Annotated in this window: 12 protein-coding genes and 1 riboswitch; of the genes, 10 read left to right on the top strand and 2 right to left on the bottom strand. The window is 65.2% G+C overall.

The features are described from left to right. Window positions 1-271: 271 nt before the first annotated feature. The 3 genes from hisS to Q2941_RS05760 all read left to right on the top strand — a co-directional run bounded on the left by hisS (window position 272) and on the right by Q2941_RS05760 (window position 2,502). The gene (gene hisS, locus Q2941_RS05750) at window positions 272-1,651 is read left to right on the top strand and encodes a histidine--tRNA ligase (RefSeq protein WP_371260488.1); all 1,380 of its coding nucleotides are present in this window, start codon (window positions 272-274) and stop codon (window positions 1,649-1,651) included. Window positions 1,652-1,718: 67 nt separating this feature from the next. Next, complete coding sequence (locus Q2941_RS05755) at window positions 1,719-1,973, top strand: tautomerase family protein (RefSeq protein WP_084801445.1); 255 nt, start codon at window positions 1,719-1,721, stop codon at window positions 1,971-1,973. A gap of 133 nt (window positions 1,974-2,106) precedes the next feature. Next, window positions 2,107-2,502 carry a thioesterase family protein gene (locus Q2941_RS05760; protein WP_254110911.1) on the top strand — a complete coding sequence of 132 codons (396 nt, stop codon included), beginning with the start codon at window positions 2,107-2,109 and terminating at the stop codon, window positions 2,500-2,502. 122 nt (window positions 2,503-2,624) lie between these two features. Here Q2941_RS05760 and proC read toward each other — a convergent pair whose 3' ends face one another. Then, window positions 2,625-3,452 (bottom strand): pyrroline-5-carboxylate reductase, encoded by an 828-nt coding sequence (gene proC, locus Q2941_RS05765; RefSeq protein WP_458191906.1) that lies wholly within the window; start codon window positions 3,450-3,452, stop codon window positions 2,625-2,627. A 176-nt stretch (window positions 3,453-3,628) separates the two neighbouring features. Continuing rightward, window positions 3,629-4,129: a type III secretion system chaperone family protein gene (locus tag Q2941_RS05770; protein ID WP_027523082.1), complete on the bottom strand. Its 501-nt coding sequence runs from the start codon at window positions 4,127-4,129 to the stop codon at window positions 3,629-3,631. Window positions 4,130-4,530: 401 nt separating this feature from the next. Further along, window positions 4,531-4,682, top strand: a riboswitch (FMN riboswitch). 77 nt (window positions 4,683-4,759) lie between these two features. Between Q2941_RS05770 and Q2941_RS05775 the strand changes: the two genes are divergently transcribed. From Q2941_RS05775 to Q2941_RS05805, 7 genes are all read left to right on the top strand, one after another. Next, a complete protein-coding gene (locus Q2941_RS05775) occupies window positions 4,760-5,338 on the top strand; it encodes a 6,7-dimethyl-8-ribityllumazine synthase (protein ID WP_458191907.1) in 579 nt (192 codons plus the stop codon). Between the two features lie 101 nt (window positions 5,339-5,439). Then, window positions 5,440-6,642 (top strand): MHYT domain-containing protein, encoded by a 1,203-nt coding sequence (locus tag Q2941_RS05780; protein ID WP_458191908.1) that lies wholly within the window; start codon window positions 5,440-5,442, stop codon window positions 6,640-6,642. A 301-nt stretch (window positions 6,643-6,943) separates the two neighbouring features. Continuing rightward, a complete protein-coding gene (locus tag Q2941_RS05785) occupies window positions 6,944-7,807 on the top strand; it encodes an FAD binding domain-containing protein (protein WP_027523085.1) in 864 nt (287 codons plus the stop codon). 11 nt (window positions 7,808-7,818) lie between these two features. Then, complete coding sequence (locus tag Q2941_RS05790) at window positions 7,819-8,319, top strand: (2Fe-2S)-binding protein (RefSeq protein ID WP_458191909.1); 501 nt, start codon at window positions 7,819-7,821, stop codon at window positions 8,317-8,319. Further along, window positions 8,316-10,736, top strand: coding sequence for an aerobic carbon-monoxide dehydrogenase large subunit (locus Q2941_RS05795; protein ID WP_027523087.1), 2,421 nt, complete (start codon window positions 8,316-8,318; stop codon window positions 10,734-10,736). Before Q2941_RS05790 ends, Q2941_RS05795 begins: the two co-directional genes overlap by 4 nt. Before the next feature lie 100 nt (window positions 10,737-10,836). After that, window positions 10,837-11,703, top strand: coding sequence for an AAA family ATPase (locus tag Q2941_RS05800; RefSeq protein ID WP_027523088.1), 867 nt, complete (start codon window positions 10,837-10,839; stop codon window positions 11,701-11,703). Further along, window positions 11,700-12,908 (top strand): vWA domain-containing protein, encoded by a 1,209-nt coding sequence (locus Q2941_RS05805; protein WP_458191910.1) that lies wholly within the window; start codon window positions 11,700-11,702, stop codon window positions 12,906-12,908. The genes Q2941_RS05800 and Q2941_RS05805 overlap by 4 nt, the downstream gene beginning before the upstream one ends. The last annotated feature ends 7 nt before the right edge of the window (window positions 12,909-12,915 follow it).

The following is a 12,915-nucleotide window of genomic DNA, read 5'->3' on the forward strand; positions in this document are numbered from 1 at the left end:
GTCGGCAGCGTCAGATGTGTATAAGAGACAGGGGGCGGTGGCAGTGAGATTCGCGGAGAGTCCCCCTCACCCGAAATTCCCGCTTGCAGCGTGAATTTCGACCTCTCCTCGCAAGCGGGGCGAGGTGAAGAACACGCCAGTTGCCGCATCGCGCGTCGGCTGGTAAACGCCGCGCATGGCCGAAAAACCCAAAAAACCCCAGAAACTGAAGGCGCGCCTGCCGCGCGGGCTGGAGGATCGCGATCCCGCCGCGATCAAGGCCACGCGCCAGATGGTCGAGAAGATCCGGGCCGTCTACGAGCTCTACGGATTCGAGCCGGTGGAAACGCCGGCCATGGAGTATACGGACGCGCTCGGAAAATTCCTGCCCGACCAGGACCGCCCGAACGAGGGCGTGTTCTCGTTCCAGGACGATGACGAGCAGTGGATCTCCTTGCGCTACGACCTGACCGCGCCGCTCGCGCGTTACGTCGCCGAGAATTTCGATACGCTGCCAAAACCCTATCGCAGCTACCGCGCCGGCTACGTCTTCCGCAACGAGAAGCCCGGCCCCGGCCGCTTCCGCCAGTTCATGCAGTTCGATGCCGACACGGTCGGCTCGGCGACGCCGGCGGCGGACGCCGAGATTTGCATGATGGCCGCGGACACGATGGAGGCGCTCGGCATCGCGCGTGGCTCCTACGTGGTGAAAGTGAACAACCGGAAAGTTCTCGATGGCGTGCGCGATGCGCTCGGCATCGCCGACGACGCCCAATGGCTCACCGTCATGCGCGCGATCGACAAGCTCGACAGGCTTGGTCTTGCCGGTGTGCGACAACTCCTCGGCGAGGGTCGCAAGGACGAGTCCGGCGACTTCACCAAGGGCGCAGGCCTGAAGGAGGACGACATCGCGCTTGTCATCTCCGCTATCGAACAGAATAACGGACCGCTTGACTCGCGACTGGCGGCCAGTGCCATCGGACAGCAGGGACGCGATGAACTCGACCAGATCGGCAAGCTCGTGTCGGCTGCCGGCTACGGCGAAGATCGCATCAAGATCGATCCTTCCGTCGTCCGCGGCCTCGAATACTACACCGGCCCCGTCTACGAGGTTGAACTCCTGCTCGACACCAAGGACGAGAAGGGCCGCCCGGTTCGCTTCGGCTCGGTCGGCGGCGGCGGGCGTTATGACGGCCTCGTCTCGCGCTTCCGCGGTGAGCCGGTGCCGGCGACAGGTTTTTCGATCGGCGTGTCGCGCTTGCAGGCCGCGCTGACGCTGCTCGGCAAGCTCGACACGCGGCCCGAATTCGGGCCCGTCGTCGTCACCGTGTTCGATCGCGACCGCGTCGCCGACTACCAGAAAATGGTCAGCGCCTTGCGCAGCGCGGGCATCCGCGCCGAGCTCTATCTTGGTAACCCCAAGAACATGGGCAACCAGCTCAAATATGCCGATCGCCGTAATTCGCCTTGCGTGATCATCCAGGGCTCGGATGAGAAGGCGCGCGGCGAGGTCCAGATCAAGGATCTGATCGAAGGCGCCAAGGCCGCGGCCGCGATCGCCTCCAACCAGGAATGGCGCGAGACGCGCCCGGCACAATTCTCGTGCGGCGAGGCTGATCTCGTCGCGAAGGTGCGCGAGGTGCTCGCGCGCCATGACGTGAGCTGGGGTTAGCTATTCGCGATAGCCGTCATGCCCGGGCTTGTCCCGGGCATCTGCGTCCTGTTTGATGCGAACGACCATGAATGGCCGGGATGTGCCCGGTCATCGCGAAAGCCGCAGGGAGAAGACGATGCCTGAGATCACCATCAGCATGGCCGAAGGCCGCACCGACGAACAGAAGGCCGGCATGATGCGCGACATCACGCAGGCGCTGGTGAAGAATCTCGGCGTCGACGCGGAAGCCGTCGTCATCCAGATCAACGAAGCTCCGCTTCGTCACAAGATGAAGGGCGGCAAGACCTTCGTGGAACGCGCGGCCGCAGCGAAGAAGTGACGCGTGAGCGTCATTCCGGGGCAGCCCGCAGGGCTGAACCCCAATGCGCAATTGCGCATTGGGGAATCTCGATCCCCAACCTCTGGATTCCGGGTCCGCGCTTCGCGCGTCCCGGAATGACGAACAAGGCATCATGGACGCACGCGAGTTCATCACGATCGGCATGAGCGCTGAGCGCACGCTGGTGGTGCCGGCGGAGCGCACGGTTGGGCATTTCGTGCCCGGCATGCCGATGGTCTATGCGACGCCGATGATGATCCTGGAGATGGAGATGACTGCGGGGGATGCTATCCGCGGTGCACTTCAGCCGGGCTGGGTCACGGTCGGCACCGAGGTCGACATCCGCCATCTCGCAGCAAGCCTCGTCGGCGCGACGGTGCGGACCACCGCGAAGGTGATCGCGGTCGAGCGCCGCGTGATCCGCTTCGAGGTCGAGGCGTTCGAGGGTGCGCGCAAGCTCGGCGAAGGCCGCCACGCCCGCGGCCTCGTCAATGTCGAGACGTTCAACAAGCGGTTGGGCGCAACGTAGAAGAAGCCGTAAAGCGGGGATGCCGTAGGGTGAGCAAAGGCGCTCTTGCGCCGTGCCATCTCTCCACGTGTGCGACAGAAGTGGTGGGCACGCTTCCGCTTTGCCCACCCTACGGCATCGAATTACTTGGCGAGCTCTTTCGATCGCTTCGTCGCCGCCGCGATCGCGCGGATCATCAGGTCACGCAGGCCCACTTCGCCCATCAGCACCTCGAGCGCCGCGGCGGTGGTGCCGCCGGGCGAGGTGACGTTCTGGCGCAGCGTGCTCGATGCGAGCTCCGAGCGGTGCAACAATTCGCCGGCCCCTGATACGGTCTCGCGCGCGAGTTTGGTTGCGAGCGCTTCCGGCAGACCTGCCTCCACGCCGGCGCGCGCGAGCTCTTCGGCGAGCAGGAAGACATAAGCGGGGCCGGAGCCGGACACGGCGGTGACAGCATCCATCAGGCCTTCATCCTCGACCCATTCGACCGAGCCGGCGGTGCGGAGCAGCGCGTCGGCGACTGCGCGCTGCTTGTCGCTGACATTGTTCGCGGCCACGGCAACCGTGATGCCGCGGCCGATCGCGGCCGGCGTGTTCGGCATCGCGCGCACGACGGCGCCGCCGCAGACTTCTTGCAGCGAGGCGATCGTGGTTCCCGCCATGATCGAGACCACCGAGGTGCCTGCAGACACATAGGGCTTCAGCTTCGCGCCGGCCTCGCGGAAGGATTGCGGCTTGACCGCGACGACAAGCGTCTCGACGCTGCCGGCGCTGGTCACATCCGGATTGAGCGCAACGCCTTTCGCAGCAAGCGCGCTGATCTCCGGCGACAGGTGCGGCTCGATCACCGCGACGCGGCGTGGATCGAGACCTTGCGCCAGCCAGCCGGTCAGCATCGCCCCGCCCATCTTGCCCGCGCCGGCGAGGAGGACTGTGCCGGTGATGTTCTTCAAGGTGCTGTCGTTCGCCATCGCTGGTGCCGCTCACTCGGTGTCGTCCTGGCGAAAGCCAGGACCCATTACCCCGAGTGGTTCTAGTGGATGGGGATGTCGGCAACAAGCACCGCGCGATGCGGTCAGACCTCGCGGTATGGGTCCTGGATCGCGCTCGCTCCGCTCGCATGTCCAGGACGACGAGGGGAGAGGCCTTACGCCTCACCGGCCGTGTCGAACATCGCCGCGTCCATCGCCTCGGTGGTCGACTTGCCCGCCCACACCACGAACTGGAACGCAGGGAAATAGCGCTCGCAGCCGTGGATGGCACCGGCGAGCATGGCCTCGCATTGCGCGGTCGAGGCGGTCAGTCCACCCGGCAGCACCAGGGCCTGGCGGTGCATGATCATGCCAGTGTGGGTCCACAGATCGAAGTGGCCGACCCACAACTGCTCGTTGATGGCGGCGACCAGCCGCTGCACCTCGGAGCGGCGTGCGACCGGAACCTTCATGTCGAACGCGCAGGCCAGATGCAGCGCCTCGATCTCGCCCATCCAGGTGAAGGAGAGCTGATAGTCGGTCCACTGTCCCTTCGAGACGATGGTGATCTCGTCGTCGCCGGAACGTTCGAACGCCCAATTGTTGCTGGCGGCGATGTCCTCCACCACCGAGAGCGGGTGGCTGCGGGAATCGATATTGCTTTCGAGCAGGGACATGCCGTCTCGACCTCTTGCCTTTTTGTTATCTTGATACGCACGCGGTTGGCCCGGCGCGCGCTCCCTTAACGTCGCTGACGGCGATCCCCTCGGATCGCGCGGGCCTTTCGGGGATCAACTGATGTGATTTGCGGAATCTGCGCAACTCCGTCGCGAGTCCGTCCACAAGGTCCGACAGGCTCGTCCACAGCTCATCTCGGTCACAATTATTAATTTGAGAACAAATCGGAATCGGATTGAGCAACTGGTGCGGCAATCGTTAATGCCGTCCCAAAATTCCGTTCCATGGGGCGCCGGACCGCCCCGGCAGCATGGGACCATGCGGTTTGGCGATGCCGAAGGCGCTTGCTGCGGCCGCCCGCCGGCGTCATATTTCATCCAGGTTGTTCATTCCGAGCAGCCGATGTTCTCAGGGCGGGGTGAAAGTCCCCACCGGCGGTAAAGGGCCGTAAGGTCCAAGCCCGCGAGCGCCTTCCTCCGCAAAGGGGAAGGGTCAGCAGATTCGGTGCAACTCCGAAGCCGACGGTTAAAGTCCGGATGAAAGAGAACGGTCGGTGGCGGTCCGCATCGCGAGGATGCGGCCGTTTGTCGTTCCGTATGCCCTGATTCTGGTCCTTAAGAAGGAAAGCCATGAATCAGATGTTGCAAGACCCGCAAGTCGAAGCATCCCAGCTTCACCCCTCCCAAGAAATCAAACCTCCGCCGGTTCCACCCGAGCCGCCGGCGCACGAGCATCCCCGCTTCGCAAAGCCGCAGCGGGTCGCCTTCGTCGAGGCCTGCTGGCATCACGACGTCGTGCAGGAGGCGCGCTTTGCCTTCCTGAGGGAGGCCGAGGCGCGGCATCTCACCCATGTCGACGTGTTCCAGGTGCCGGGCTCGTTCGAGATCCCGCTGCACGCACAGATCCTCGCCAAGACGCGGCGCTACACCGCGATTGTCGCGGCCGGCCTCGTCGTCGACGGTGGCATCTACCGCCATGAGTTCGTCGCCGACACCGTGATCAAGGCGCTGATGGACGTGCAGCTGCGCACCGAGGTGCCGGTGTTCTCCGCCGTGCTGACGCCGCAGCAATTCCACGAGACCGAGGTGCACTACGATTTCTTCCGCAAGCACTTTGCAATCAAGGGCGTCGAGGTTGCCGAGGCCTGCGCCAACACGCTGCACGGACTGGAGCGGCTGCGCGGCCAGGTCGCGGCGGGGATCGTATAACCTTCGTCTCACAGGCCGCCGATTGTCTTTCCCGCCGCTGCGTTGATAAACTCGGCGGCGGGAGGGGACCGGTCCGTGGAGACGGACTGGCCGGCAAGATCATGTTCGAAGGACACGATCCCTATCTGGTCGCGCTCTCGGTGGCGATCGCGAGCCTGGGCGGCTATACCGGCTTTGCGCTTGCGGCGCGCATCCGCAACACGCCGGGCGTCAGCAACCGCGTGCTGCTGGCGGGCGCTGCGGCATTTCTGGCCGTCGGCATCTGGACCATGCATTTCGTCGGCATGTTGGCGGCGCCGCTGCCGCCGGACACCGTCTATCTCGTGCTGCCCACCATCATCTCATTCCTGATCTGCGCGCTGGTCGTCGGCATCTCCCTGTTCTTCGTATCGATCGGCGAGCCATCGCTGAAGCGGGTGGTGTCCTCGGCCGTGCTGCTCGGCGTCGGTATCAGCAGCATGCATTACGTCGGCATCCACGGCCTTTCCGGGCCGTTCACCATTGCGCATGACGGGTCAATGGTGCTGCTCTCGGTCGTGGTCGCGATCGTCACCGCCTATGGCGGCTTGCGTGCCTTCCTGGCGCAGCAGGAAGGTCTTCGCCTGATCGTAAGTTCGATCGCTTATGGGATTGCTGTGTCCGGCATGCACTACACGGCGATGCATGGCATGCATTTCATGCCGCTCACGGGTGAAGCGCATCAGCATCTCGGCGGCGGCCTTGCGGCGTCGCAGCAAATATTATCCATCGTCGTGGCCGTGCTGTGCTTCGTGATCGCCGCCGGTTTCCTGCTGTCGCTGGTGCCGGATCCGCGCCGGCAGACGCTGGTGCCGGCGATGGCCGACGACCCGACCGCGCCGCCAGTCGAGGCTGTTGCGCCGGCTCTAGCTGCGGCGTCACCACGGCCGGTGTCGGCGCCGCTCGGTGGCGTCGGTCAGCCGCCGCGCGCGGCGCCCGTCCCGCGCCTGCCGGTGGAAGGCGCCGACGGCACACATTTCATCGATACCGCCGATGTCCGCAGCGTGCGTGCGGATGCCCACTATACGCGGGTGCATGACGGCACCCGCGAGCGCATGTGCCCGTGGTCGATCTCGGAGGCGGAGGCGCAGCTGGACCCCAGTCTCTTTCTCCGGGTGCACCGCAGCCACATCGTCTGCATCCCCCACGTCGCCCTCGTTCGCAGGGAGGGCGACGGCGCCGTGCTCGAACTCGATGGCCCGTCCCCGCACCGTGTGCCCGTGAGCCGCAGCAAGATCGCCGAGGTGAAGGCGAGGCTGGGGCTGGCGTCGCGGCGGCACGCGTAGTGCGCTCCCTCTCCCGCTTGCGGGGGAGGGCTGGGGTGGGGTGCTTCCGCAATCGAGATTCCCAATGTGGAGCGAGTTCCCGCCCGTCGCGCTACGCGCGCCGACCTCCCCCGCAAGCGGGAGAGGTGCAGCGGAGGTCAGGTCCATAGGTCGCCCTCTCTGACGCAATTCGTGGGTTCCAGTCCGCATTTCGTGCGAAATTCCCCTCTTTGTGCCCCAACCATTGCAGCCCGCTCCGCTCAGGAAGACGGTCCCGCCCAACGTCCGCGCCACCGTGCGCAAGGACGATTGGGAGGAGACGATGATCCCCGGCGCATTCAGCTATCACCGGCCGGCAAGCGTTGCCGACGCCGTCAAACTGCTATCCGACCTCGGCGAGGACGCGCGGCCGCTGGCCGGCGGGCACAGCCTTGTGCCGATGATGAAGCTTCGGCTGGCGAGCCCCGCGCATCTGGTCGACCTCCACGGCATCGCCGGCCTCAAGGGCATCCGCCGCGACGGCGATAACCTCGTCATCGGCGCGATGACCACCCAGCATGATCTGCTCGCCTCAGAGGATGTCGCAAGATCAGTGCCGATCCTCCATGAGGCCGCGCTTTTGATCGCCGATCCGCAGGTGCGCTACCGCGGCACGATCGGCGGCAATGTCGCCAATGGCGATCCCGGCAACGACATGCCGGCGCTGATGCTGACGCTGGGCGCGACCTATCGCCTGGAAGGCGCGAATGGCGCCCGCGAGGTCCAGGCGGCCGATTTCTACCAGGGCGCCTATTTCACCGCGCTCGAGCCCGGCGAGATCCTCACCGCTGTCTCGGTTCCATTGCCCGCCGCGGGCCACGGCTACGCCTACGAAAAACTCAAGCGCAAGGTCGGCGATTACGCGACCGCCGCTGCAGCCGTCGTGCTCACCCTGGCGGGCGGCAAGGTCGCAAGCTGCGCGATCGGGCTCACCAATGTCCACGAGACGCCGCTGCTCGCGGCTGACGCCGCGAAAGCGGTGATCGGCACGAGCCTCGATGCGGCTGCGCTGAAGAACGCCGCGGCTGCGGCGCAAGCGATCATGTCGCCGGCGGCGGACGCTCGGGGGCCGGTCGAGTATCGCAAGCATGTCGGCGGCATCATGGTGGCGCGGGCGCTGCAACGCGCCGCGAGCCGCGCGCGCTAGGGGAGGGACGAATGGCAAAAACACATGTGACAATGAAGGTGAACGGTGCCGAGGTCGAAGGCCTCGTCGAGCCGCGGACGCTGCTCGTGCATTTCATCCGCGAGAACCTCGGGATGACCGGCACCCATATCGGCTGCGAGACCACCCATTGCGGTGCCTGCACCATCGATATCGACGGCATGTCGGTGAAGTCCTGCACCATGTTCGCGGTCCAGGCCAATGGCAGCGACATCACGACCGTCGAGGGCATGGCCAATGCCGACGGTTCGTTGTCGGCCTTGCAGGAAGGTTTCCGCATGATGCACGGCCTGCAATGCGGCTTCTGTACGCCCGGCATGATCATGCGGGCGCACCGCTTGCTGAAGGAAAATCCTTCGCCATCCGAAGAGGAAATCCGGCTGGGCATCTCCGGCAACATCTGCCGCTGCACCGGCTACCAGAACATCGTCAGGGCGATTCAATACGCCGCTGCCAAGCTCAACGGCATCGAATTCAAGGAGGCCGCGGAATGAACGACTTAACTCCCACGCGGGAACAACGCACGGCCGCACTCGAAGGCATGGGCTGCAAGCGCAAGCGCGTCGAGGACATCCGCTTCACCCAAGGCAAGGGCAACTATGTCGACGACGTCAAGCTGCCGGGCATGCTGCACGGCGACTTCGTCCGCTCGCCACACGCGCATGCGCGCGTCAAGTCGATCAACAGCGAGGAGGCGCTGAAGGTCCCCGGCGTGCTCGCGGTCATCACCGCCGAGACGCTGAAGACGGTCAACCTCGCCTGGATGCCGACGCTCGCCGGCGATGTGCAGATGGTGCTCGCCGACGGCAAGGTGCTGTTCCAGAACCAGGAGGTCGCCTTCGTGGTTGCGACCGACCGCTATGCCGCCGACGACGGTGTCAACAAGGTGGTTGTCGAGTATGAGCCGCTGCCGCCGCTGGTCGATCCCTTCAAGTCGATGGCGCCTGATGCGCCCGTCCTGCGCGAGGATCTCGCCGGCAAGACATCTGGCGCGCACGGTCCGCGCAAGCACCACAACCACATTTTCGAGTGGACGGTCGGTGACAAGGAATTGACCGACGCCGCCTTCAAGAAGGCGGAGGTCACGATCAAGGAGATGATCTCCTATCACCGCACCCATCCGTCGCCGCTGGAGACCTGCCAGTGCGTCTGCTCCTTTGACAAGATCAAGGGCGAATTGACGATCTGGGGTACCTTCCAGGCGCCGCACGTGATCCGCACCGTGGTGTCGCTGATCGCGAAGCTCCCGGAGCAGAAGATCCACGTGATCTCGCCCGATATCGGCGGCGGCTTCGGCAACAAGGTCGGCGCCTACCCCGGTTATATATGCGCGGCGGTGGCCTCCATCGTCACCGGCAAGCCGGTGAAATGGGTCGAGGACCGCATCGAGAACCTGACCGCGACCTCGTTTGCGCGCGACTATCACATGACGACCGAGATTGCCGCAAACAAGGACGGCAAGGTCACCGGCCTTCGCGTCCACGTGCTCGCCGATCACGGTGCGTTCGACGCCTGCGCCGATCCGTCGAAATGGCCGGCCGGCTTTTTCAACATCGTCACAGGATCCTACGATTTCCCGACCGCGCATCTCGCGGTCGACGGCGTCTACACCAACAAGGCGCCGGGCGGCGTCGCCTATCGCTGCTCGTTCCGCGTCACGGAAGCCGCCTACTGCATCGAGCGCGCAATGGACATCCTGGCGCAGAAGCTTGGCATGGACCCGGCCGAGCTACGGCTGAAGAACTTTATCAAGCCGGAGCAGTTTCCGTATCACTCGGCCCTGGGCTGGGAATACGACTCCGGTGACTACCATACCGCCATGCGCAAGATGATGGAGACGACCGGCTACGCCGCGCTCCGGAAGGAGCAGGCGGACAAGCGCGCGGCCTTCACGCGCGGCGAGACCCGCGAGATCATGGGCTTAGGCGTCTCCTTCTTCACCGAGATCGTCGGCGCCGGCCCGTCGAAGAACTGCGACATCCTCGGCATCGCGATGTTCGACTCCTGCGAGATCCGCATGCATCCGACCGGTGCCGGCATCGCGCGCATGGGAACGAAGAGCCAGGGCCAGGGCCACGAGACCACCTGGGCCCAGATCATCGCGACCGAGATCGGCATTCCCGCCGACAACATCCAGGTCGAGGAGGGCAACACCGACACCGCGCCTTATGGGCTCGGCACCTACGGATCGCGCTCGACGCCGGTGGCGGGTGCCGCGATCGCCATGGCGGCGCGCAAGATCAAGGCCAAGGCGCAGATGATCGCGGCCTACAAGCTCGAGGTCCACGAGGACGACCTCGAATGGGACATCGACGGCTTCCGGGTGAAGGGCCTGCCGGAAAAATTCATGTCGATGAAGGATATCTGCTGGGCGGCGTACAACTCGGTGCCGCCGGGCATGGAGCCGGGACTGGAGGCGGTCTCCTATTACGATCCGCCCAACATGACTTATCCCTTCGGTGCCTATCTCTGCGTGATGGACATCGACGTCGATACCGGCGTGTACAAGGTCCGGCGTTTCTATGCGCTCGACGATTGCGGCACCCGCATCAACCCGATGATCATCGAGGGCCAGGTGCATGGCGGCCTCACGGAGGCCTTCGCGATCGCGATGGGGCAGGAGATCCGCTACGACGACACCGGCAACGTCGTCACCGGCTCGTTCATGGACTTCTTCATGCCGACGGCAGTCGAGACGCCGCATTGGGAGACCGACTTCACCGTGACCCCGTCGCCGCATCACCCCATAGGCGCCAAGGGCGTCGGCGAGAGCCCGAATGTGGGCGGCGTGCCGGCGTTCTCCAATGCCGTCAATGACGCGTTCTCGTTCTTGGGGAGCACGCACATCCAGATGCCGCACGACTTCTGGCGCAACTGGACAGCGGCGAAGCAGCTGGGAGCGGTGGCATAGTGGAGTTGATCTCGTCATTCCGGGGCGCCCGAAGGGCGAGCCCGGAATCTCGAGATTCCGGGTTCGGCTCTTCGAGCCGCCCCGGAATGACGGAGGTAACATGAAAGGCCGTGACGAGATCGCGCAAGCGCTGGCTGCGTCGGGCTACATCGCCGACGCGGAGCTCGCGACCGCGATCTCGCTGATGCAATTATTGCGGCGTCCGCTGCTGCTGGAAGGCGAGGCGGGCGTCGGCAAGACGGAGGTGGCGAAGGCGCTTGCCAAAGTGCATGCGACCGAGCTGATCCGCCTGCAATGCTATGAGGGTCTCGACCAGTCCTCCGCACTCTATGAATGGAACTACCAGCGCCAACTGCTGGCAATCCAGGCGCATCGTGGCACTGACAGCATCGAGGACCAGATCTTCTCGGAAAAATACCTGCTGGAGCGCCCGTTGCTCGCTGCGATCCGCCGCGCGCAGGCTCCGGTGCTGCTGATCGACGAGATCGACCGCGCCGACGACGAGTTCGAGGCGTTTTTGCTGGAGCTGCTGTCCGACTTCCAGGTCTCGATCCCCGAGCTCGGCACCATTCCCGCGATCACCATCCCGCAGGTGGTGCTGACTTCGAACGGCACGCGCGAACTCTCCGACGCGCTGCGCCGGCGCTGCCTCTATCACTATGTCGACTATCCCGACGTCGATCGCGAGACGCGCATCATCCTGGCGCGGATCGCGGGCGCAAGCCCGTCCCTGTCGCTCCAGATCGCGCACATGGTCGAGGGCGTCCGCAAGGAGGAATTGCGGAAAGTGCCTGGTGTCGCGGAGACGCTGGACTGGGCGGCCGCGCTCGTCGGCCTCGACATAGGCGATCTCCACGATGCGCCCGAGACCGTGCACGAGACGCTGATCTGCCTGTTGAAGACGCATGAGGACCGCGCGCGCGTCACGCGTGAGGTGACGCAGCGCCTGCTCGGGAGGGTCGCATGAGCTGCTGCGGCGCGAGCCCCGAATTCGACGATCTCAACGAGGTCTCCCGACTTGTCTCCGCAAGGCTCGCGGCTTTCCTGCGCACATTGCGTGACGCCGGCTTCCGCGTCGGGCTCGCCGAGGGGCTGGATGCGGCGGCGCTGATGTCTGCGGGCTATGTCGCGCGTCCCGGCCTCCTGCGCTCGGCGTTTAAACATCTGTTTTCGGCGCGCAAGTCCGACTGGGACAAGTTCGACGGCCTGTTCGACGCATTCTGGCTCGGCAAGCGCTCGCGCTCGCGCTCGCGGACGGTCGGCTCGGCGCAAGGCGCGAACAGCCCGTCGCTCAAGAGCTTGCAGGAAGGGGCTATGGAGCAGGGCGGCAAGCAATCGCTCACCGACCAGATCCCGTCATCCGAAGATGCACCGGATGGGCGCGGCGGCGAGGGACGGATGGAAGGCGCCTCGCGCGCCGAGAATCTCGCCGAGGTCGATTTTCGCAAGCTCAGCGATCCCGACCAGATCGCACAGGCCCACGAAGCCGCGGCGCAGCTCGCAAAAGTGATGCGCACGCGGCTGACGCGGCGTGATCTCGCGCGAAGGCGCGGATACCGGCTCGATCTCCGCCGCACCATCCACCGCAACATCAGCCATGGCGGCGTGCCGATCAGCCTGGTGAAGCGGCAGCGCAAGGACAGGCCGCTGCGGCTTATCGTTCTGCTCGACGCGTCGGGCTCGATGAGCGCCTACACATCCGTGTTCCTGCGCTTCATCCACGGCGTGCTCGACGAATTCCACGAGGCCGAGGCGTTCCTGTTCCACACGCGCCTCGCCTACGTTTCCGATGCGCTGAAGGAGAAGGATGCCGGCCGCGCGCTCGACCGGCTCTCGATCATGGCGCAGGGCACCGGTGGCGGCACGAAGATCGGCGAGAGCCTGCAAAGCTTCAACCGTTGGCACGCGCAGCGCGTGATCCATTCGCGCAGTTGCGTGATGATCGTGTCCGACGGCTACGAGACCGGCGACGCCGTATTGCTCGGGCGGGAGATGGCGGCGCTGTCGCGGCGTTGCCGGCGCATCGTCTGGCTCAATCCGATGATGGCGTGGGCGGGCTACGCGCCGGAGGCGAGGGGCATCAAGGCTGCGCTGCCTCATGTCGATCTCTACGCGCCCGCCAATACGCTGCAAAGCCTGCACGCGCTCGAACCCTATCTGGCGAAGCTCTGACGGAGGC

This window comes from Bradyrhizobium sp. UFLA05-153 (genome assembly GCF_054185185.1).

Bases quoted from the DNA above. Each gene is read 5' to 3' on its own strand.
- hisS (WP_371260488.1), top strand. From the start codon at position 272: ATGGTCGAGAAGATCCGGGCCGTCTACGAGCTCTACGGATTCGAGCCG.
- Q2941_RS05755 (WP_084801445.1), top strand. From the start codon at position 1,719: ATGAATGGCCGGGATGTGCCCGGTCATCGCGAAAGCCGCAGGGAGAAG.
- Q2941_RS05760 (WP_254110911.1), top strand. From the start codon at position 2,107: ATGGACGCACGCGAGTTCATCACGATCGGCATGAGCGCTGAGCGCACG.
- proC (WP_458191906.1), bottom strand. From the start codon at position 3,452: ATGGCGAACGACAGCACCTTGAAGAACATCACCGGCACAGTCCTCCTC.
- Q2941_RS05770 (WP_027523082.1), bottom strand. From the start codon at position 4,129: ATGTCCCTGCTCGAAAGCAATATCGATTCCCGCAGCCACCCGCTCTCG.
- Q2941_RS05775 (WP_458191907.1), top strand. From the start codon at position 4,760: ATGAATCAGATGTTGCAAGACCCGCAAGTCGAAGCATCCCAGCTTCAC.
- Q2941_RS05780 (WP_458191908.1), top strand. From the start codon at position 5,440: ATGTTCGAAGGACACGATCCCTATCTGGTCGCGCTCTCGGTGGCGATC.
- Q2941_RS05785 (WP_027523085.1), top strand. From the start codon at position 6,944: ATGATCCCCGGCGCATTCAGCTATCACCGGCCGGCAAGCGTTGCCGAC.
- Q2941_RS05790 (WP_458191909.1), top strand. From the start codon at position 7,819: ATGGCAAAAACACATGTGACAATGAAGGTGAACGGTGCCGAGGTCGAA.
- Q2941_RS05795 (WP_027523087.1), top strand. From the start codon at position 8,316: ATGAACGACTTAACTCCCACGCGGGAACAACGCACGGCCGCACTCGAA.
- Q2941_RS05800 (WP_027523088.1), top strand. From the start codon at position 10,837: ATGAAAGGCCGTGACGAGATCGCGCAAGCGCTGGCTGCGTCGGGCTAC.
- Q2941_RS05805 (WP_458191910.1), top strand. From the start codon at position 11,700: ATGAGCTGCTGCGGCGCGAGCCCCGAATTCGACGATCTCAACGAGGTC.